The organism is Glutamicibacter creatinolyticus (genome assembly GCF_006094275.1).
In the GTDB taxonomy this organism is placed as follows: Bacteria; Actinomycetota; Actinomycetes; order Actinomycetales; family Micrococcaceae; genus Glutamicibacter; species Glutamicibacter creatinolyticus.
Window position 1 is genome coordinate 1,783,465 of sequence record NZ_CP034412.1, and the last position, 20,939, is coordinate 1,804,403.

16 protein-coding genes and 1 tRNA gene are annotated in these 20,939 nt (G+C 61.2%); 5 read left to right on the forward strand and 12 right to left on the reverse strand.

The features are described from left to right. The first annotated feature begins 4 nt into the window (after nucleotides 1-4). On the forward strand, nucleotides 5-1,393 hold the full coding sequence (locus GcLGCM259_RS08135) for an amino acid permease (RefSeq protein WP_246049476.1): 1,389 nt from the start codon (nucleotides 5-7) through the stop codon (nucleotides 1,391-1,393). A gap of 105 nt (nucleotides 1,394-1,498) precedes the next feature. Here the strand turns inward: GcLGCM259_RS08135 and GcLGCM259_RS08140 are convergent, their stop codons facing one another. Further along, complete coding sequence (locus tag GcLGCM259_RS08140) at nucleotides 1,499-2,161, reverse strand: DNA alkylation repair protein (RefSeq protein ID WP_246049872.1); 663 nt, start codon at nucleotides 2,159-2,161, stop codon at nucleotides 1,499-1,501. A 142-nt stretch (nucleotides 2,162-2,303) separates the two neighbouring features. Then, nucleotides 2,304-2,744, reverse strand: coding sequence for a protein-tyrosine phosphatase family protein (locus GcLGCM259_RS08145; RefSeq protein WP_138926299.1), 441 nt, complete (start codon nucleotides 2,742-2,744; stop codon nucleotides 2,304-2,306). Nucleotides 2,745-3,370: 626 nt separating this feature from the next. Here GcLGCM259_RS08145 and GcLGCM259_RS08150 point away from each other — a divergent pair. Further along, nucleotides 3,371-4,732, forward strand: coding sequence for a trimethylamine monooxygenase (locus GcLGCM259_RS08150; protein ID WP_246049478.1), 1,362 nt, complete (start codon nucleotides 3,371-3,373; stop codon nucleotides 4,730-4,732). A gap of 104 nt (nucleotides 4,733-4,836) precedes the next feature. Here the strand turns inward: GcLGCM259_RS08150 and GcLGCM259_RS08155 are convergent, their stop codons facing one another. From GcLGCM259_RS08155 to GcLGCM259_RS08170, 4 genes are read right to left on the reverse strand one after another with little or no spacing between them, the layout of a single operon-like run. Next, nucleotides 4,837-5,748, reverse strand: coding sequence for an ABC transporter substrate-binding protein (locus tag GcLGCM259_RS08155; protein ID WP_138177644.1), 912 nt, complete (start codon nucleotides 5,746-5,748; stop codon nucleotides 4,837-4,839). A 15-nt stretch (nucleotides 5,749-5,763) separates the two neighbouring features. Beyond that, complete coding sequence (locus GcLGCM259_RS08160; RefSeq protein WP_138177646.1) at nucleotides 5,764-6,474, reverse strand: ABC transporter permease; 711 nt, start codon at nucleotides 6,472-6,474, stop codon at nucleotides 5,764-5,766. Next, nucleotides 6,471-7,148 (reverse strand): ABC transporter permease, encoded by a 678-nt coding sequence (locus tag GcLGCM259_RS08165; protein ID WP_138926301.1) that lies wholly within the window; start codon nucleotides 7,146-7,148, stop codon nucleotides 6,471-6,473. Before GcLGCM259_RS08165 ends, GcLGCM259_RS08160 begins: the two co-directional genes overlap by 4 nt. Continuing rightward, nucleotides 7,145-7,957, reverse strand: coding sequence for an ABC transporter ATP-binding protein (locus tag GcLGCM259_RS08170; protein ID WP_138926302.1), 813 nt, complete (start codon nucleotides 7,955-7,957; stop codon nucleotides 7,145-7,147). The genes GcLGCM259_RS08165 and GcLGCM259_RS08170 overlap by 4 nt, the downstream gene beginning before the upstream one ends. 208 nt (nucleotides 7,958-8,165) lie before the next feature. On the opposite strand from GcLGCM259_RS08170, the gene GcLGCM259_RS08175 reads away from it, so the two are divergent. From GcLGCM259_RS08175 to GcLGCM259_RS08185, 3 genes are all read left to right on the forward strand, one after another. Beyond that, nucleotides 8,166-8,238, forward strand: a tRNA-Ala gene (locus tag GcLGCM259_RS08175). Nucleotides 8,239-8,706: 468 nt separating this feature from the next. Beyond that, a complete protein-coding gene (locus GcLGCM259_RS08180; protein ID WP_175419362.1) occupies nucleotides 8,707-9,054 on the forward strand; it encodes a DUF3021 family protein in 348 nt (115 codons plus the stop codon). Between the two features lie 1,261 nt (nucleotides 9,055-10,315). After that, nucleotides 10,316-10,735 carry an LbetaH domain-containing protein gene (locus tag GcLGCM259_RS08185; RefSeq protein WP_138926304.1) on the forward strand — a complete coding sequence of 140 codons (420 nt, stop codon included), beginning with the start codon at nucleotides 10,316-10,318 and terminating at the stop codon, nucleotides 10,733-10,735. Between the two features lie 268 nt (nucleotides 10,736-11,003). Here GcLGCM259_RS08185 and GcLGCM259_RS08190 read toward each other — a convergent pair whose 3' ends face one another. From GcLGCM259_RS08190 to GcLGCM259_RS08215, 6 genes are all read right to left on the reverse strand, one after another. Further along, nucleotides 11,004-11,774 (reverse strand): TatD family hydrolase, encoded by a 771-nt coding sequence (locus GcLGCM259_RS08190; protein ID WP_138926305.1) that lies wholly within the window; start codon nucleotides 11,772-11,774, stop codon nucleotides 11,004-11,006. After that, entirely contained in the window at nucleotides 11,774-13,072 is a 1,299-nt protein-coding gene (locus GcLGCM259_RS08195; protein ID WP_138926306.1) for an adenine nucleotide alpha hydrolase family protein, read from the reverse strand. The genes GcLGCM259_RS08190 and GcLGCM259_RS08195 overlap by 1 nt, the downstream gene beginning before the upstream one ends. Beyond that, complete coding sequence (locus tag GcLGCM259_RS15375; RefSeq protein WP_217496522.1) at nucleotides 13,069-13,587, reverse strand: hypothetical protein; 519 nt, start codon at nucleotides 13,585-13,587, stop codon at nucleotides 13,069-13,071. Before GcLGCM259_RS15375 ends, GcLGCM259_RS08195 begins: the two co-directional genes overlap by 4 nt. A gap of 313 nt (nucleotides 13,588-13,900) precedes the next feature. Next, entirely contained in the window at nucleotides 13,901-15,784 is a 1,884-nt protein-coding gene (locus GcLGCM259_RS08205; RefSeq protein ID WP_138926308.1) for a KAP family P-loop NTPase fold protein, read from the reverse strand. Further along, nucleotides 15,781-18,576, reverse strand: coding sequence for a restriction endonuclease (locus GcLGCM259_RS08210; protein WP_138926309.1), 2,796 nt, complete (start codon nucleotides 18,574-18,576; stop codon nucleotides 15,781-15,783). The genes GcLGCM259_RS08205 and GcLGCM259_RS08210 overlap by 4 nt, the downstream gene beginning before the upstream one ends. Then, nucleotides 18,560-20,542, reverse strand: a complete 1,983-nt coding sequence (locus GcLGCM259_RS08215; protein ID WP_138926310.1) for a site-specific DNA-methyltransferase — start codon at nucleotides 20,540-20,542, stop codon at nucleotides 18,560-18,562. The genes GcLGCM259_RS08210 and GcLGCM259_RS08215 overlap by 17 nt, the downstream gene beginning before the upstream one ends. Nucleotides 20,543-20,939 lie beyond the last annotated feature (397 nt).

Sequence of the window (20,939 nt, forward strand, 5' to 3'; positions counted from 1 at the left end):
TGATGTGAAACACAGGACCACCACCAAGAGCACTGACTCCAATGCGCTGCATTCGGGTCTGACCCGCTCCCAGATTTCCATGATGGGCCTGGGCGGGGCCATCGGCGCGGGTCTGTTCGTCGGCTCGGGCCAGGCGATCTCCATCGCAGGGCCCGCCGTGCTGATCTCCTACCTGCTGGCCGGGACGATTGTCATTGTCATCATGGCCATGCTCGCCGAAATGGTGGCCGCCAACCCGTCCGCCGGTGCCTTCAGCACGTTCGCGCACAAGGCCCTGGGCCGCAGTGCCGGCAGCACCGTGGGCTGGCTGTACTGGATCCAGCTGGTGGTGGTGATTGCCGCCGAAGCCACCGGCGCCGCCGCGATGCTGGTGATCTGGTTCCCCGGCATCCCCCAGTGGGCGTGGGTACTGGCCTTCGTGGTGCTGTTCACCGGCATCAACCTGCTGGGCGTGGGCAACTACGGCAAGTTCGAATTCTGGTTCGCGTTCATCAAGGTCGCCGCCATCCTGGCCTTCCTGGTGCTCGGTGCCCTGGTGATCGTGGGCGTGATCCCCATCAACCAGCCCATTGGCTTCGCAAACTTCACCGCCCATGGCGGGTTCGCACCAGCCGGCATGGCTGGCATCGCCGCGGCGCTGCTGATCGTGATCTTCTCCTTTGGCGGTACCGAGGTCGTTTCGATCGCGGCGGCCGAGTCCGATGACCCGGCCGGCAACATCAAGCGCACCGTCTCGCAGGTGATGCTGCGCATCCTGTTCTTCTACCTCGGTTCGATCATCGTGATCGTGGCCGTGCTGCCATGGAACTCACCGGAGATTGTCGAGGGCCCGTTCGCCGCCGTGCTGTCGGTGCTCCACGTGCCGGGGGTCGAACTGATGATGTCGCTGCTGATCGTGGTGGCCCTGCTCTCGGCCATGAACGCGAACATCTACGGCGCCTCGCGCATGCTCTACTCGCTGGGTACCCGCAAGATGGCCCCCACCGCAGTCACCCACGTGACCGGCAAGGGTGTTCCGGCCAACGCGGTGGTCTGGTCGGTGTCCTTCTCGTTCATTGCGGTGGGCCTGAACTGGATCTGGCCCGATGCGGTCATGCCGCTGCTGCTGAACGTGGTCGGCTCAACCATCATCGTGATTTGGTCGTTCATTGCGGTGACCCAGTTCGTGCTGCGCCGCCGGGCAGATCGCGAGAACCTGCAGATGCCGCTGCGCCTGTGGGGCTTCCCGTACCTGTCGTTGGCCACCATTGCGGCGATGGCGGCCGTGGTGGGCATTGCAATGACTGACGCGACCGCGCGCACCCAGTTGCTGCTGACCCTGGGGTTGACCGGTCTGCTTTGGCTGGTCTCCAAGCTCAGCTACCGCAACCGTCAGCCACAGAACGTCGCCTAGCTGTCGATTCCCAACAGGTGAATTGCTGAAGGCTCCATCGCAAATTGCGGTGGGGCCTTTCTGCATGTGTGGGACGGGTGAGGCCGCAGATGCGGGGCGCCGGGATTATTGGGCCGCGGCTTGTTGGCGGCGCACCATTTCGTTGATCCATTCCGGGGCGAACGGTGAGGTGCAGCCCGGGGAGGTGGGGTAGTCGGCTAGGACCTGCAGACTGTTTCCGATGGCCAGGGCCCGTTCGCGGTGCTCTGGGTGGTTGATGCCGATCTGGGCCAGTGTGGTGTTCATGGACCACTGCAGACGTTCTGGCGCGGCAGCCATCTGCTCCTCGATGGTGTCCAACAAGGCCGCAAGGTCCAGCAGTTGTGGGGCCTTGATGACCTGGTGGGCCGTCAGCTCCCAGCCTGCGCTGGCAGTTACGGGATCGCGGTCCGCGATCCACAACTGCCGCAGCGGTTCGAGGAACTTGCCCTTCTTCACCACGTAGTTCAGCAACCAGTCCTGCACCTTGGGAACCCTGGCCTCGCGCAGCCAAGCATCGAGCTGCTCCTGGCTGAAGGCCTTGGGGCGGCAGATGAGGAGCGCCAGCAGCCGCATGGTGCTCTCCCCGCTTTGCCAGAGCTCCTCGGCCAGCTCCTGGTTCGTTTTCAGGGTCTTCGCCATCGCCCGCAATTTGGTCAGGTTGATGCCGAAGTCATTGCCCTGCTTTTCATTGACGGCCCGCATCCGAGGATCCTCAAGACGCTGAATTTCGTCCCGAATCGCCACCATGCTGCTGCCCGGGTGAAGTTCGTCCCGTTTGGTCATGCCGTGCTCGCTCACCGTTTCTCCTCGTCGTACGTTACCCGTGGCTGCTTCACGATCCCGGTCTGGGGCCCGTCCCCCAACTTTATCGCCGCGCTCGACGGTGCTCCTAGGCGAACAAAATATCGTCCACAGTACTCAGCCAGCGACGCTGAAACACGGTTTCGACCGCGCGCGGAGAGTAGCGTTCCCTCACCCACTCGACGGCGCACCCGCAACGCATCCCGGCAAGCATGACCATGGCCGTCAGCGCCGTACCGGTACGTCCAATACCTCCGCGGCAACTAATGAGCACCCGCTCCTCGGCGCAGCGCTCGAACGCCGTTCGCAGCTCGTTGAGCGCTTGCCCGGTGTCGGTGGGGGCCCGAAAATCCGGCCATTTGATCCATCGTTGGTGCGGATCATCCTGAACCGGCCTGCGCCCAGCCAGGCGGACCAGCAGCTCAGGCGGTGGGGTCAATTGGAACGCGATTCGCCTGGGAAGCCCACGGACCATACTGCCGTTGGGCAGCACCAGGACGCCTTCGAGTGATTCGTCCCAGGCCACCATGCAGCAGAGCTTAGCAAGAGATGGCGCACGGGCGACATGGGCCCGGATGCCCACAGGGCAAGACCTTCCCCGGAGGCCGGGAGCATGACGCTATTCGTGATAAATCAGGCCACCAATTTGACAGCGTGCCATCTGAGAATCGGGTACGGAATATTGCCTGGACCCCTCCGGCATTCGTCAGCTGCATTGCGCTCCAGCAGGTTCTGGATTTCAATCGTATTCTGTAATCTGATTCCACACATTTGCACCAAAACATTATCCGAATATTCGTCCATATACCGTGGATCACCTATCAAATACAGGGTGTCAATGCCCTACTCAGCACGGAATTTCTACGTCGATCAGCGCGTCGCCCGCATGGATCATGCGCATATTTCCGCAGGTGCGGAGCCGACTTCTGCTAGACTGAAAGAAATTGGCTCCCAGAATTGGTGAGATTTTTCCTCGGCAAGTGACCACTTTTTGTTGCGTTTAGCCGAGATGGCGGCTGGTGCCTGTTCTTCCGCGCGGCGAACATCAGTCGGATTTTTTGTTTGGTTTGCCGCGCGACGAATGAGATCAGGCTCTAAGCCGGAGAGGTACTATTGGCACAACGCGTCGCAATTATCGGTGCAGGACCCAGCGGAATGGCGCAACTTCGAGCGTTCGAATCCGCGAAGAAAAAGGGAGCAGAAATCCCGGAAATCGTCTGCTTCGAGAAGCAGGATGACTGGGGTGGGCAGTGGAACTTCACCTGGCGAACCGGGCTGGACCGCCACGGTGAACCGGTGCACTCAAGCATGTACCGGCATCTGTGGTCCAACGGGCCGAAGGAAGCACTGGAGTTCGCAGAATACACCTTTGATGAACACTTCGGTCGGCCGATTTCCTCCTACCCGCCTCGCGCTGTGCTGTGGGACTACATCAACGGTCGCGCCGAAAAGTCCGGGGTGAAGCAGTTTGTCCGCTTCAGCACGATCGTACGGTGGATCGACTTCGATGAAAGCAGTCAGAAGTTCACCCTGACCGTTGAGGACCTGAAATCGGGTACGACCGAGACCAGTGAATTCGATCAGGTGATTGTCGGTTCCGGACACTTCAGTTTTCCAAATGTTCCCGACTTTGAGGGGATTGAGACTTTCCCGGGTCAGCTGCTGCACGCCCACGACTTCCGCGGCGCGGAGGGCTTGGCCGACAAGGATGTCCTGCTGATCGGTGCGAGCTACTCTGCCGAAGACATCGGGGTGCAAACCTTTAAGATGGGTGCCCGCTCGGTCACCATGAGCTACCGCAGTGCCCCCATGGGCTTTGACTGGCCAGAGGGCATGGAGGAACTGCCGCTGGTGGAGCGGTTCGAAGGATCCACCGCCCACTTCAGCAACGGCGAATCACGGCGCTTCGATGCCGTGGTGCTGTGTACCGGCTACCTGCACCACTATCCGTTTCTTCCTTCCCACCTGGCGCTGTCCTCCCCCAACAACCTCTACCCGGATACGCTGTACCGCGGGGTGGTCAGCGAAGCGAACAACAAGTTGTTCTACCTCGGCTCGCAGGATCAGTGGTTCACGTTCAACATGTTTGACGCCCAGGCGTGGTACGTGCGCGATGTGATCCTGGGGCGTGCGCAGCTGCCGGGGAAGGCCGAGCAGCGCCGCAGCATCGAGACCTGGCTCGATCGGCTTCACAGCCTGGAATCGGCCGCTGATGAGGTTTATTTCCAGGCCGACTACATCCGGGATCTGATCGAGCAAACCGATTACCCGATGTTCGATCTGGATGAGGTTTCACGCATCTTCCTGTCCTGGAAGAACGACAAGCAGCACAACATCCTCAATTACCGAGATCAGGTGTACCCATCGGTGATGACCGGAACCATGGCGGCCGTGCACCACACTCCGTGGTTGCGCGAGCTCAATGACTCGTTGGAGCGCTACCTGTCGGTGCCCGAGGAAGACGATCTGGAAAAGATCATGCGCGGGGCCGACCAGGACGTTCAGGCCCGCAGCTAGCGCGGCCACAGGCTCACGCGTTCGCTCGTTGGCCAACGCATAAGGCCCTGACGAACCACCCGCGGGGTGATTCGTCAGGGCCTGTGACAGTGGCCTAGGGGAAGCTAGCCCAGATCCGCCTTGCGCAGCCATTCTCGGGCGATCTCCGAGGCGGGCAACTGGTCCGCCACACTGCGCCGGTTCATGTTCAGCAGGTCCTCGGGTTGCATGGCGGCACTGACCTTGTTGATCACGTCCTCTGCTCCCTGATCCACGTTGTCACTGGCCAGCGGGACCACGTGGGAGGCCAGGAACAGCCCTTTGGTGTCCTTGATCGACACCAGCTTGTTCTGGGCGATGGTTGGGTCGGCTGTGTAGATGATGGCCAGCTGAATGGAACCGTCATTCAGTGCCTTGACGGTCAGCGGGCCACCGCTGTCCTCGATCGGGGTGAAGCCCACATCGACGCCGTAGGTTTCTTTCAGGCCCTTCGGTCCGTTGGGGCGTTCCTCGGCCTCGGAATTCGCCCCCATGGTCATTGGCTCGGTGACCTTGGCCAGGTCGTCAATTGTCTCGACTCCCCAACGCTCGGCAAACTCCTTGGTGACCGTGTAGGAGTCCTGGTCGGTGGCCGGGGACTGTTCCAGCACGCGCAGCCCCTCCGGGGCCGCCTTCTTCAATGACTCATAGACGTCATCGGACAGCCGTGCCTCGGTGTCCGGCTCCCAGTACTGCAGCAGCGGACCGGTGTACTCCGGGAAAAGATCGATGTCTCCGGACTCCAGCTCCGGAACGTAGACCTCACGCTGTCCAATGCGGAACTGGCGGTCCACGCTGTAGCCCTCGGCCTCCAGTGCCTGGGCATAGACTTCAGAAATGATTTCGCTGGAGTAGTAGTCCTGTGAGCCGATGACAATCGGCTCGCCCTTCCCGGAGGCTGGGGACTCGCCGGAATCCAGTGGATCACCGGAGCCGCAACCGGCCAGCGCAAACATTGCGGCCAAACCGATGATTCCGGTTCGGATCATTTTCCTCATGGTTCGATCTTCTCCTTATACCTGGCTGCCGTTGCCGGACAGCTCCGATTCCTGTCTTTCACGGGCCGCCGGGCTCGCTTTGCGCCGTGCACGTCGTTGCCACATAGCCAACAGGATCTCGGCCAGCACGGCAAGCACCGCGACGAGAATGGCTCCGGCGAGCATCTGGGCGTAATCCCTGGTCTTCAGGCCGGCGAACAGGTAGCGGCCCAGCCCGACGTCGGCCGTGTACGCCGCCAGGGTTGCCGTGGCAATGACCTGCAGCACTGCGGCGCGCACGCCGCCGATGATGACCGGAGCGCCCAGGGCCAGCTCGACACGGCGGATGAGCTGGCCTTCGCTCATGCCCACCGCCCGGGCCGCATCCACCACGGTGCGGTTGGCCGATTCGACCCCCGCGTAGGCGCCCGCCAAGAGTGAAGGAATCGCCAGGATGATCAGCGCGATGACCGGAGCCTTCAAACCAATCCCGAGCCACAACCCCAATAGGGTGAGCAGCCCCAGCGTGGGTACGGCACGTGCCGCTCCGAGAACGCCCACAACCAGGGTCCGGCCGCGGCCGGTGTGTCCCACGGCAATCCCGACGGGCAGGGCAATGACGGCGGCAACCACAACCACCAGCAGCGTGATGAAAACGTGTTCACCCAGCCGGGTGCCGATGCCATTCGCCCCCGACCAGTGGGCGGGCTCAGCGAGCCACTGCAGTGCATCCAAGAACAAGCTCATGCGCTAACCTCACGGGTGGTGTCCTGGGCCTTGATTGCCACGTGCTGGGAGGCCCAGGGGGTGGCGATGCGACCCAGCAGGAGCACCAGCCCGTCAAGCACCAAGGCCAGGATGACGGTGGCGATAATCCCGGTCAGCACCGAGGCGGTGATTCCACGCTGGAAACCGTCCGTGAACAAGGTGCCCAGGCTCGCGATGCCGACCAGCGCCCCAATCGTCACCAGCCCCACCGTGGAGACCACCACCACCCGCATTCCGGAAATCAGCACCGGGATAGCCAGCGGCAATTCCACCTTCCAGAACGTCTGACGCGGGGAATGGCCGATCGCCATCGCGGCCTGACGCACCTCAGCAGGCACGGCATTAAACGCATCAGCGGCGGTACGCACCATCAATGCGATGCCGTACAGCGTCAACGCCACGATAATCGTCGCCGGGGACCGCAATGAGAACCCGAAGAGTGCTGGAATGATGATCAGCAGTGGAAGGGCCGGAATCGCGTAAAGCAGGGTCGCGGCCGAGAGCAACGCTCCGCCCAACCGCGGATGACGGTACGCCAGTCGCCCGAGCGGCACCGCGATCAGCACACTGAGCACGATGGCCGGCACGCTCAGTGCCAGGTGGCGTGCAGTGAGCTCAAAGATCCAAGGCCAGGAATGGCTCAGCCAGTTCACGAAGGCAGCACCCCTACCGCCCGGCCCCGGTCATCGACCGCCAGCCGAGTTCCGTTCACCAGCTTTTCGCTCAGTTGGCGGCTGCCGCGGTGTGCACCGGTGAATTCGCGGACAAAGTCATCGGCCGGATCACTGAGGATTTCGGTGGGTGAACCCGCCTGGGCGATCTGGGCACCCTCGCGCAGGATCACCACCTCGTCGGCCAACCGGAATGCCTCGTCGATATCGTGGGTGACCAGCACGATGGTCTTGCCCAGCTGCTGCTGCAGGTGGGCCAGCTCGTCCTGCAGTTCACGGCGCACAATCGGGTCAACCGCGCCGAACGGCTCATCCATCAGCAGGATGTTCGGATCCGAGGCCAAGGCCCGAGCCACTCCCACGCGCTGCTGCTGCCCGCCCGAGAGCTGCCCCGGATAGCGTTGGGCCATCTTCTGGTCCAAGCCGACCCGGGAAAGCAGCTCTTCAGCTTCGCCCAACGCCTGACGGCGGGCAGTCCCGTTGAGCATGGGTACGGTGGCAATGTTCTCCAGCACGGTCCGGTGCGGCAACAGGCCCCCGGCCTGCAGGACGTAGCCGATTGAGCGGCGCAGGCGCACTGGATCGGCGTCGGCCACGTTCTCGTCATCGATCAGCACACTGCCGGAGGTCGGCTCGACCATCCGGTTCACCATCCGCAGCAAAGTGGTCTTGCCGCAGCCGGAGGAGCCAACCAGGGCGATCACCTTATGAGAGGGGATCGTGTAGCTGAAATCGCGCACGGCAATGGTGCCGCCCGGGTACTGCATCTGTACTGCACGAAATTCGATCATGCTTCCCCTTCTCCCCTGCTGTAGGCACACAGTCCACGCCCACCTGTGTTCACCCTACCGAGGCGAAGGAACCCAATTCCAGCCGATGCGTAGTCAAACAGGAAATTCTGAGCGAGCGGCGTGAGCGGCGTCTATCCGGTAAGTATCGAACCTGACAGGAAACCGATTTGGTAACTACCAAGTGACAGGAGTAGTCTCGATTAAGTCAGGGGCTATAGCTCAGTTGGTAGAGCGTTTCGTTCGCAATGAAAAGGTCAGGGGTTCGATTCCCCTTAGCTCCACTGCTAAGAAACCCGCCCTCACGAGGTCATCAATGACTGGTGAGGGCGGGTCTTCTTGATTGTGCCGCCAGTTTCCCGTTCGCCCAAGGGGTTCGAACCATAGGCGAACCGGGAATCACCAGGCCTCCCCCGGCAAATACTTAGCGGTACATCGTCCACGAAACTAGCCGGCACTGATCCGCAGCATCATTGGTTCGCTCCCACGTGAAGCCATCCTCAAAGGCCTCACATACTGGTCCCTCGCTCCTCAAGCAGGGTAAGACGAGGTAGCCGCTTCCCGAGGAATGAGGCGCCAGCCTGATTTGAGACAAACACGGCGCCCAGGAACATGCTGGGCAATGGGCAACCACGCAAGAAGGGATGGCCCCTCCAGATCGGCCAGTGCCCACGCTGCAACGACAACGACGTGAGAACCTAAAACGCGTTCATCGCTACCGCCGACCCGCGCGGGGCGCTAGGGTGGGGAGCGTGAAGCAGGCGAGGCCGTTCCTTATTTCAGGCGCAGTGACAGGGGTGATCATGGTGACCCTCGCGTTCTTCATCGAGGATGCCATGCAGTCGAGAGGCACCTTGTTTGCGGGACTGATCGCAGCGGCGACCATTGCTGCGATACCCATCTATGACATCGATTCGTGGCCTCTCGCGAAACGATCGCTCGTGCATTTCTTTGTGATGCTCGTGACCGTGTTGCCGCTGCTTCTCTTCAGCAGATGGTTCAGCGTACCGCTAGCTATCGGCGTATTCATGCTCTTTGGCATCGGCGGATGGACAATCGGATATTTTGCCCACCGGATCCAGGAACAGAAGCGGTCCTAAAACTCGTACAGCCGACAGTGTACGGAACAAAGCTTCGCGGTGACGTGCTGAATGGTCCAAACCAAGAAAACTGCCAGGAAACGACAAACCCCGGTTTCGACGAGCGAATGAGGGGCTTTCGTCGTTTAGGCGAAACCCCGTCAGCGCCAGCGCCCTCAGGCAAGGCGTCGCACAGCTACCCACTTCTCTCTAAGCATGAGCCCGAACTAGACCCGTGGAGATCGCTTCCTGCGAGATCCTGGGGCACAGCGCGTTGAGAGCATAAGCTACTTAGCTGCAGCTTCTGCTATTCCTAGCTATATACCTGTGCAAAAAGAAGATGACGCCGGAAACCCGACGTCATCTCTTATTCGGTGGGGCTCCTAAAGGCTTACTGCAATCGAAACGAGACAACTTGTCAACTCAATGGCCTGGTAGCGGAAGCGCAAGCTTCCCTCGGACAGGCTCTACCACTCCGTTCACCATTACCTCGCGGACACCGCAAGCTTCCGACTCGAACCCAGCAGGAAATCGTGGACAGGTACCAGGCGGGTGAGCGGGTGGTCGATGTCGCTCAAGCTCTCTCGATCAGTAAAACTACCGTCATCGATCATCTCAACCGAGCAGGCGTTGCGCGTCGGCCTCGTGGCATGAATGACGCACAGACCGACGAAGCCGTTCGGCTCTATGCTTCAGGACAGTCTCTGGTCCGCGTCGGCGAACGACTCGGCTTTAACACCAGCACCATCCGATCCCGACTCCGGGAGCGAGGTGTCCGTCTTCGTGACGCCCACGGCAGAAAACGATAATGCTCGCTCATGTGCAGCATCCACAATGATCCGCGCCACCCGAGCAACATCTAGCTCCGCATGCACCTCACTGAACACGACAACTCGCTTCTCAGCATTCTTCTTCATTCGTGGTCGACTCGCTGCGGACTCACGGTAGCTCGACAAGCTCGCTCTAAGTCGAAGCCATCGTTGCCGCGAACCCGAGACACTTCATGTGCTTGCACATGTGATCTTACAATGGTCCACTGCTTCGCGAAATTTTGTACGCTGTATTGACAAATTTTTAACAAACAGGATATAATGAACAATATCTGGTTGAGATCGCGCTCTCCTGGACGATCGTTGCCAATTTGCGTTCAGCCTGTCAACACTTCAGGCAACCGGCACACGCCCCTCGCATAACCGCATTGCACAAAGGACGCGTACCGGTTGCCTGAATTCGGTGACCCCGCACACCTCCGGACGAGGTGCAGCACAAGAGGATCACCATCATGACGCACCCCAACGCCACTAAGCTCGTCCAAGGGCAGCTCTGCAAGCGCCACATCAACCTCGACGACAGCGTCGGTCGCTGGGTCGCCCAGACCGCCCACGTCGCCCCAACGGTCCACATCGGCAGCGAGGCAGTGGTCCTCGGCAACGCCCAGATCTCCGGCAACGCCTTTGTCTTCGGCAATGCCCGGATCTCCGGCAACGCCCGGATCTTCGGCGATGCCCAGATCTTCGACAAAGCCCGGATCTCCGGCAACGCCCAGATCTTCGACAAAGCCCGGATCTCCGGCAACGCCCAGATCTCCGGCAACGTCTTTGTCTTCGGCTACGCCCAGATCTCCGACAGAGCCCAGATTCGCGGCAAAGTCCAGATCTCCGGCTACGCCCGGATCCTCGGCAACGCCCAGATTCGCGGCTAGACGAATTCAGGGGTTCCGGCCGGTGGCTGACCCGCACAGGCCCGCGCCGCGGACTTGTGTGAACGCATTACCGGCATATGCTGAGATGTGCTGTGCTCACGGCCTCGCACCTGAGCACCCAAGGCGGGATGCTATGCAGCAATAGCTGCATAGCATCCCGCCTATTTTATTTGGCGCGTCGTATTCAAAAGTTGGCAGGCACGATAAGACCGACAGAGCCATCACATGCCGACCGTACTCGGCCCGGTCGCTCTGACTCGACCGAGGCCTATCCAACTGCCCCGACCATTCGCTGCACCGGGCGCGGGAGGAGGGTTACGGTGCCGGTCTCGTGTGCTAGCCTCGCGAAGTTTGCCCATACCTGCGTTCGGATCGCCGTGGTAGGGATACCGTAGATAACCGCCAGCGACTGCTCGACGTTCATGACCGCCCCTGGCTGGCGCGGAGCGGGCGAATCCCGATCCCCTGACGGGTGATCGGTCTCTGTGAGTATCCGATCGAGCGGGATGTTTGAGACATCAGCCGGGAACCGCGCCCCAGCCGCGTTGACCGAGAACCAGCATCCGAGTTCCACCGCGCGAGTGGTCTGCGCGGGCGTGCCGCGCCACCAGTGGAGCACTGCACCCTTGATCGGTGTCTGCTCGAGGGCATGTAGGACGCACTCCGCCAGTCCGGCGCTGTGTATGGAGGCAATACGGGGCGTGCCCTGCATTGCCTCCAGGATGGACGTGAACACCCGTTCCTGCTCATCGAGAGACACTCTGGAACGCCGGTCCAGCCCGATCTCGCTCACGAACGCGGTCGAGGGAAGCAGTGAGCTGAACTTCTCTTTGTCGAAGTCGCGATGCGCCGCAGCTACCCCAGGATGGCACCCTACGCCCCAGATGGTGACCTGATCGCGGCGGGATCGAACGGACTCGTACTCGGACAGTGACCTGGTTGCTGCGAACACGACTGCGCCGAGCCGCTCAAGTTCTGCGGCACTGGTCTTCGGGTTGATGTGCGCGTGTAGATCGAGCGGGGGAAGTTGTGGAGACATCAGAAGAGGCCTCGCAGTTCCTCGACCCCACGATGCAGCAGGGCGAGCGCATCCTGCGGCGCATAGTCCTTGGGCAGCGACATCGCCATGACGTCGCGTGCACGAACACCCTTGTCGACGAAGTCCCGGAGAGGCTCAACGATGGACTTCTGCCGGACGAACGTGCTGTACCGACCGCCCTGATCGTTCACGAGATACACGGTCGTGTCGGGGACTCCAGAGGCAATGAAGGCCGCACGTCGGACGAGGCATCCGAAGCACACGCCACACGACGAGCCTGCCGGCGCGCCGCTGTAGCGCGCGTCCGTGTGCGAGCAAGAGTTGGTGTTGCTGAGGTAGGTCGAGGCGGCTTCGGCACCGACTGCGTCTGCCACGCGACGGAACATCTCGCCCTTGGTGAGCGTCTCGAAGGGGTTCTCGATAAGGCCGTGTCCGCCCACGCTCTGCATCAGCGATGAAAGTTCGCGGAGGAAGCGTGGGTGGGTGGTGTGCGTCGACAGCGCACCTCGGCGGTCGGGGCCGAGTGGCGGGTTGAGCGAGGCGAAGCCGTTCTCTGGGATCCAGAGTGTCGATCCAGCGCGTTCAGCAACTGCCAGACCCAGCGCCAGGAAGAGGAGCGAACGTGAACGGGTCGAGGTTTCACTTCGGAACGATGAGCCGTCCAGACGCTTCGATCCACGATGAAGGTGGAACTGGCGGTGCACCTGACCGATGCCGGGTACCAGGTCAAAGATCGTGCCGACGATACCCTGCTGCACCGGGGAGATCGCGGTTGAGCTGTATTGCGACACCAATGATTGTGAGCGATCTTTGCCCAACTCAACCGCTGACAGGAGCGCACCAGCGGCAGAGTCGGCACCACCGCTCAGGAGTACCGTCCGGTCGTGGTGCTGCTCCTCGATTGGAAGCCCAGCCTCACGGGCATCAGGCGCCTGTGTGAAGCTGAACGACCAGTGGTCGCCCGATAGGAATCCGACGGTACTGGTCAGCTGCTCGGCATGTGACGCCCAGGCACTGGGATCGCCCACCTCGATAGTGAGCTCGAACTCCCTCGCGTTCCAGCTCGAGCCACCTGCCTCTCGAAGTACGGAGCGGTCTGCGGCAAGTACCCCCAGGGCGATGCGGACAAGGTCAACGTTGCGCGGATTCACCGTGCCAAGTCCGGTCAGGTGCGGATCGATGCCGCCTGTGAAGGTTGTACGGCCGCTCCGGGTCCACAGAAACACCTCGTCGAAAGTGCCATCCCGCACGGCGTCGTCAGCAGTAGCCTCGGAGAGGGTGAGCAAGAGCCGGGTCATGACGTGACTCCGAAGATCTGCCCGATGTCGCGAATGCCGTTCTCAATAGCCTGCGCCATCTGCTGTTCGGTCGCACCTAATGGGTTCAGGGTTGCCTGGGCCGCGTACTCCGCTGCGACATCGCGAATCTGACGCTCGAGGCCGCGACGCTTCTCAAAGCTGGCGTCCTTCGCGTACATCGTCGAGGACACCTCGGTCAGTGCGGTCTCCGCGATCGTCGTCTCGATAGACTTCCTGACGACATCTTCTGGCGTCGGCGGACGGTCGGCAGGGTGCTCCAGGATCCACTCGACCACGCTTGCGACGATGTCGCGTTCCTCAGCATCTGCGACCGTACTGTCGGCCTGGGACTCGAAGGCAGTCTCAATGATCTTGAGCCCGATAGCGACGGGATCGCCGAGTGCCTGTAACTCGTCATAATTGAGCCCCGCCTCGCGCAGTGCCGCGCGGTTACCGGACGAATAGGCAAGCGCCAGCCGTCCGGCCCGTCCGGCCGCGCGCGACACACGTCCCACGGATCGAGTTGCGCCGCCTGACGAACGGCCACCGCCCCCGCCTCGGGCACCACCGCCACCTCCGCCCGGGCCGTCGCTCCTTCCACCGCGCCCGCGCGAATTGAGCAGCACCCGGAGCGCCGGGCCGAGGTCAACCCTCGGCGCCTGCCCGGGAATTCCAGGGCGCTTCGGATCAGAGGGTTGGTCTGCCGCGTCTGTGTTGCCAGCGTTGGTTCCGTCGGTACCACCAGTTTCGTCTGTGGCATCAAGCCATGCCGCGATATTGTCTCGGAGGTCGCCCGCGTCTTTGCCGCCGCTGCCGCCAAATGAGCCGCTAGTTCCCATTGCCACCCCACGCCTTCTCGACTATGCCGACCGACGCCTGGAGCTGTTGGTCGTCCGAGCCAACCTTCCAGGCGTCGAGCACTGGTCGGTAGACCGTCTGATCCAGCGGTCGCAGCTTGATGATCGTTGCGGGTTCGACGTTCGCTGCGGGAAGTCCCTTGAGCGCCGCAACCACATTCGGTGACGTGCTGGGCTGCTGAGCGGCAAGGCGGAGTATACTCTCAACGGCGAACTTCTGCAGGCTCGGTTGGTCACGAGTTCGACGTCCAAGATGGTCGACCAGGATCTGGGCGTCGCCTTCCGGCAGTAGTTTCAGAGTGTCGTCGGTGACGCCCGCGCGGTCGAGTTTGAGGCTCGAGGTCAGTGCGACCGCAAGGTCGCGGAGACGCTCGGGTAGCCCGGTGTCGATGACCTCGATCTTGGCGAACGACGCCGCCAGGTAGAGGTACCCCGAGATCGCCGAGGCATCGAGCACGGGTGGGAGCTTTGCCCAGCGTCGCAGTGTGTCGCTGAAGTCGTCGTCACGCGAAGGCTCCTGCTCCGGCTGAGCTGCAGCAGACTTCTTCTTGACTGGTAGTGCATTCGGGGACTTGTCCTCGGACGGTTCGGGCGTCGCCTCTTTGGTCTCCTCAATGCGGCCGTTGGCGGCGATGTCGAGCGCATCGAGTTTGTCGCGCAGCTGGTTCGAGGCAAGCCAGCCGAGCACGGTCTTGAAGTCGTCGGTGAGGATGCGCTCCAAGACCATGAGCTTGGCAACTGCATCCGGTTCCAGCTTGAACCCACGACGCCGAGCGACTGCCTGGCGCACATTCAGGTCGTTCAGGAACCGTTTAATGCGTCGTGGATTGCCATGGAACTTCTCGTAGAGGATCGGCGTCAGTCGTGTGGCAGTAACGAGATGCTCCGCCAGCACGCTGCCTTCCTCGACCTCCAGGTCGTCCAAGCCGCCACCGTCAATACGCAGTTCGTCGCACCTGGCGACGAAGGCCGCGTATGCCGCCTCGTCGCTGCCAAGCTCGGTCTTCGCCAATAGCAGGAAAAGATACGCCTCGGTGTCGAATCGGCTCAGCGCGGGAAGCGGGATGGTTGTCTGGACTATCTTGTGCAGATAGAGCTTGGCGGGATCCTCGTCCCCATTATTTGGCGCAGCCGTCTTGAACTTCTGCTGAATTGCTTCCGCTACGCGGTCCTCATCGGCCGCGATGACAAACGACATTCCCTCAGCCGAGAGGAATAGACGGATGGCCTCAAGCGTCTCGACCACGGTGTCTGGGAGACAACGGTCGAGATCATCGACGAGCACCACCACACGCGACAGGTGCCCCAGCGCGGGATCCGCCAGGAGCTTCCCAAAGTCTTCACGGAAGGCAGCCATGCCCTTCTCGCTGTCGAGGCTCTCGGGCTCATCACTGACGAGCCCGAAGACGTCGTCGATATCCGGCAGCTGCATCGTGATAGCAGTCCGCGCTGCCATCTTGACCGCCTTCGACCAGTTCACCTTGCGAACGAGCTTCTTGAAGGCATCGAGACCGGCCTTTCCGACCGGGTCTGCCTCGTTGAACTTCCTGCCGAGTGCGCCCAGCACCTCGGCGATGAGGCTCTCCTTTGGCCCAACTGCCGGGTCATAGAGCCACGGCTGCGTCGGGATAACGAGCACCTTGTGGCCGTTATCCCCCGAACGCGTGGTGATCTCGGACTTGATCAACTCAAGCACGCTGGTCTTGCCGCTACCCCAAGCGCCGGAGAGACCGATTGCTAAGGGATCGAGCCCGTCGTCGAAGATCGCATCTGCAGCCGTCTCCGCCACGGCACGAAAGGCCAGCAGATCCTGAGTTGCCGGTTCATCCGACCAGAGCGGGTAGGACCCGGTCATGTGACCCCTCCTTCTTCACCATCAGCAAGACCGCCAATCAGCAGGCCAGCTTGGTCCGTTGTATGTTTGTAATCGACCGTACCCGTTGGGGCGGCGTCGAAGTGGCGCTCCGCGAAGCGGATTCGCATTGCTTCGTCCCAGTCGAGATCAGCGAGGTTGCGGGTGTCCTTGGTTTCGCGGACGAGGTACAGCCGCTGGGTGCCGTTTTCGTTGTAAACGATGGCCCAGTCCGGTGAGTACTCCCCGACGGGCGTGCGCACTCGGAATCGGCGCGGCAGCTTCGTGAAGAGCCTTACGTGCTCACCGTTGTTCTCGAGCTGTGCGGCAAAGGCGCGCTCGACGTGGCTGTCGTAGTCCACGTGGTCATAAAGGTTGGTGCCACCCTCCGGCGAGGCGATCACGCCGTTCTTTGGGTCAAGGTCTCCGGGCAGCGGCTGCGGTGGATTCTTGGATTCAACCTCGAGGAACACGACTTCAGCGTCCCACCACTCAGATTCATCAATAGGCTCATAATTGATGCCCCGAACCATCTGCTCGATCGTCTCAATGCGGATGGCATTCGCCACGATCCGTGCCCAACGATCAGGGTCGTCGAGGACATGCCTGGCGTAATCGCGCCCGGGAAAATTCAGGATCTCGCGTACGATCCCGGCCACAGTCGGTCGGGTGAGCTGTAGCGGGAATTTGCCGTACTGGAGCTGGTCTTCGATGAGTTGCAGGACGTCCGGCAGACGCTGCCCCACGACAACGATACGCTCACCGCGTGACTCAGCCACCGCGGAGTCCGCCGTGATGACGTGCCCCGCATCGTCGTAGACAAGATCCGCTGACTGCACCACATTTGCACGACGCTCGATAAACGCAAGATCGGCCAGGTGCTCCGACGCGGCGACAACGATACTCAGTGCGTCAGAATCGATCGCAACACGGTACCGAGCTTTGTAACGAATACGTCGCCAGAGCTCGGCGAACTCAGGGCTGTCGAAAAGAGCAGCACGTCGCCGTACGATGACCTCGTTGTCTGCGTTGTCAATCTCGGGGCCATCCTCGCCGGAGCCGCCGCCCGTAGCGCTGTACTCAGCGTTCAGGCCGTCGCGGAATTCGGAGAACGCTTCGTCGACAATCAAGGTCAGCCGATTAATCGCAGGGTCCATCACGCGGTGACCGGACTGGTCGACCGGAAGGCGCAGACCGCGACCGATCTGCTGGCGGCGCTCCAATTCCGATCGGGTATGGCGAAGGAAGCCGACCTGGAAGACGTTAGGGTTGTCCCAGCCTTCCTTGAGGGCGGAGTGGGAGAAGATGAACGCGCGCGGGTTCGCGCGGTCAAGGATGAGTTCCTTGTTGGCGATGATCTCCTGGTACGCCCGCGCCTCCAGCTCGGCATCCGCTACTCGCCCAGAGGTGTCCTTCAAAATGCCCGTCTTTGTCGACGGGAAGTAGGCGACTCGCAGCTCCGTGGGGTCGGGCATTTCACTCTCGGGATTGCCTGCCCGCAGCCACTCCTCACGGAACAGCTCATCGAACATCGTTGGCAGTATCGCCTCGTCACCGGCATAGTCGGCCACGCGTTCAACGAAGAAGAGCGACAGCACCTTGACGCCACGGTTTATTGAGTCAATCTGACCCTGGCGGGCCAGATGGGTGCGGATCGTGTGGCGGATCTGGTCGCGCCAGACGGCAGCCGCATCCACCCCAATCTCGCGTCCTACATGAACGACGACCTGATTCTCGAAAATAACTCGGTCTGGTTTGCGTTCAATACTGTCGACCACCAGGCCGCGGTACTGCTGCAGACCGCCAGACTCTTCAAAAAGGTCAGTTCCGTTCTGCAACACCACCGGCGCGCGCGTGCCGCCAGCCTTGTCGATGACGGACTCCGCCATCAGACGTTTACGGACACTGCGAACTTTATCAAGTCGAACGTACGGTTTTCCGTCCTCACCCGCGACGATGCCCTTGACCGAGACCCGCTTAACCAATCCGGCCTCGGCAGCCTGCTTCGGGCCAAGCCGGTGCACCAGGTTGAACGGCTCCTTATGGGTGGCACTGTAGCGCAGCGCAACCAGCGGGTTCAGGGTGGCAATCGCCTGGCGGCGCAGCGGCGTCGCCATGTTCTGTGGCTCATCGATCAGCACAACCGGGCGTGCCTTCGCGATCTGCTGAACGCCGCTGAGCGAGTCTCCCCAGAGCTGTGGTTGTTCGGCGCTGGCGTAGAGCGTGTTCGTGTCCGGCTTGTCAAGCGCCTGCACGCTCGCGACCAAAAACTGCACAGTGCCCGAAGGCTCGGTGAAATCGTTTAGCGCAGAGTTTTCACCCAGCACGCCCCACTTGTACGGAACACCCGGGTACTTCAGTCGGAAGTGCTCCTCGGTCTGCTCGAACGTCTTCACCACGCCTGCACGGATCGCGATGGAATGGACAAGGATCACGAACTTGCGCAGCCCATACAGCTCAGCCAGGCGCAGTGCCGTTGAGATGTAGACGTACGTCTTACCTGTACCGGTCTCCATCTCGACCGAGAAGTTCGGGAACTCACGATCCGTATCCTCAAGATCGGTCTCCGCGAGCAGTTCGAGTTGAGTCTGGGGGTCGACGGCCTCACGGGTGGTTACCGCCTTCAAATTGTCCGTGAGGACGGCGCCTTCCAGCGTGAAGCCAGTATGGCCGTCAGCGCCCGGTGCCTGCCCAGCAAGTGCATCGCGTGGCGGCACCAAGGCACCCTCAAACAGGTCGACGACCGCGGAGACGGCGGCCGACTGGTGCGGCTGATCATCAAAGCGAAACTTCACGAGGCACCCGCTCCAGAAGGATCAATTTTGACTGCAACCGTGGCGCAAGCGTCAGCGTCACGGAGTCTTCGACCTGATCACCGCGGAGAATCAGGGTGTCATCGTCACTGAGGCTCAGCGCATCCGCCGTCGCCAGCGAAAACGCGTCGAGCGAGATCAGAAGCCGCCCGGTGGATGACTTGTCCTCAGTCGGCGTGAACTCATAGACGGTCACACCGTCCACATCATGCGTCGCCACGCGCGCATCGAGTTTAGTTCCCGTGGCCTTGAGCGCCACCTCCCACGCGACATCAAGTGGCTTTGCACCATCCACCACCGGGGCGCCCGCCGTGTGGTCGAGTACCTGGGTCAGGTAACCCTGTCCGGTCATCTCCGGCATCGCGAACAGCGGTTTCTCGATGACAAGATTCGTCGGGCGAGTGCGGAAAATCCGCAGACCCAGCTGCGCGGCATCGAGCGTGTCTTGTTGTAGCGAAGCCGCCGCTCGGCGCAAGCGTTCAGCTGTCACCTCGAAGATGGTCTCGTATCCTGCAGCAATGGCGTTCTTACCGGATTCCTCTGCGGCGTTCGCCTTCTCGGGGATTTGTACCAGCACCCAGTGACGAGTCTTGCCGTCCTTAGGGTTCTGCTCCCAAATTGCCTGGCCTGTGGAGCCGGAGCCCGCGAAAAAGTCGAGGATAAGGTCACCGTCATCAGTGATGGCGTGGAAGAGGCGGGCAAGCACGTCAGTGCTCTTCGGGTCGTCGAAAACTTTTGCTCCCATGAGCCGATCAAGCGCTCCGGAAGCACCACTTCGATCGCGAGAGAACGTCGATGCAGGCGCCCACTCTTCCTGATTGTGAAGATACTTCTTGATCCTGATTCGGGTCGCACGGCCGCCATTCGGGTAAAGGAGCCGTCCTTCAGCATCCATACGCTCCATTGTCGCTCGTTCGTATCGCCACCCCTTTTCGGGAGGAGCGTAGCCGTTAAATTCATAAATCAGGTTCTCGCGATAATTGGGACTTGCACTGTTGTCCGACGTCCATACACCTCCAGCGTCAATGTGATCGTAGTGCGAGTGTTGCTTCGCGGAGTTGCCATCAGGTAGCGACGCGAACCATTCGCGCAGCTCCCCACGCGCAGCCACGTAGTCATCCTCGTGACGCTCCAAGAGTTCGCGTTCTTTTGCGTATACGTCATCGAGACCACTCTTACGCTCGCGCCAGCGAACGTCATTCGCCTTGAGATGAGAGAGATCTCGCGCATATGCGAGGACATAGTCCTGCCCACCAGCGGTGAGTTTGGCGTCACCCTTTCGTCCGCCCTGCCACGTCATCATGTCAACGAAGTTCTCGGCGCCGAACACGGCGTCGAGCAGGAGTCGCAAGTGGTGGACCTCGTTGTTGTCGATAGAAACGAGAATCACGCCGTCGCGGCGCAGCAGGTGACGTGCCAGCGCAAGGCGAGGGAACATCATGGTCAGCCACGGAGCATGCTTACGCCCACGAGCCTCGATCCGGCTGGTCGTGGCGTTGCCTTGTTCGTCGAGCTGGCCGGTCTCCTCAAGGTACTGCTTCTCCGGCACGGCGAAGTCATCGTTGTACGTGAAGGTGTCGCCGGTGTTGTACGGCGGGTCAATGTAAACAAGTTTGACCGAACGCGAGTACCCGTTCTTCAGGAGCTTGAGTACTTGAAGGTTGTCGCCCTCGATCAGGACGTCGCGAGCATCAGGCCAGTTAAGGGAGTCTTCGGCATCGGGAACAAGCGTCGCTGTGGTGGGCGTCCGTGCGTCTTGGCGTGCTTGCTCGATGCCTGGCCAACTGAAGGAGAAGGCAGTCTTCGACGGATCGTCGAGCCCCAGCGCGCCAAGCAGGGCATCTCGGTCAAGCTCGCCGTCGAGGAAAGCGCTGGGCACGAGGTCACGGAGCTGGGCAAGCAGTTCCTCGTGTGGGTCTTGCGTCTCGTCCGGCACCGACGGGGTCATCGAATGGCTCCTGGAATGCAAGTGCTGTCGCTCACCGCGGTGGGTTTCGCTCTATGCGACCACATTGTGCCGGAAATTTTCATCTGGGTTGTGTCTCCTTCGCGCCAACTGCGCGTCTTACGTTGTGCTCGTGGTTCCAATTACTACGCTACCGGTGGCCACCGACACTTAGAACGTGCCGCGCCATCAAGAGTCGCTGTAGTGCCACAGCTGGGAGCTGCATAGAGCTCTACCAGAAAGCTGCGATCTGTTCTCATTATCTCATATTCATGCAGTTACTTAAATGCGTTTTAGCGGCTGGCGCAAACAACTAAAAGTGGAATGATCTCAGGGGTTTGGCGGCAACCGCCCCACGGAGAATGTCTTGCTTTTCTCCGCCGGGCGCGGTCGCCGCTTA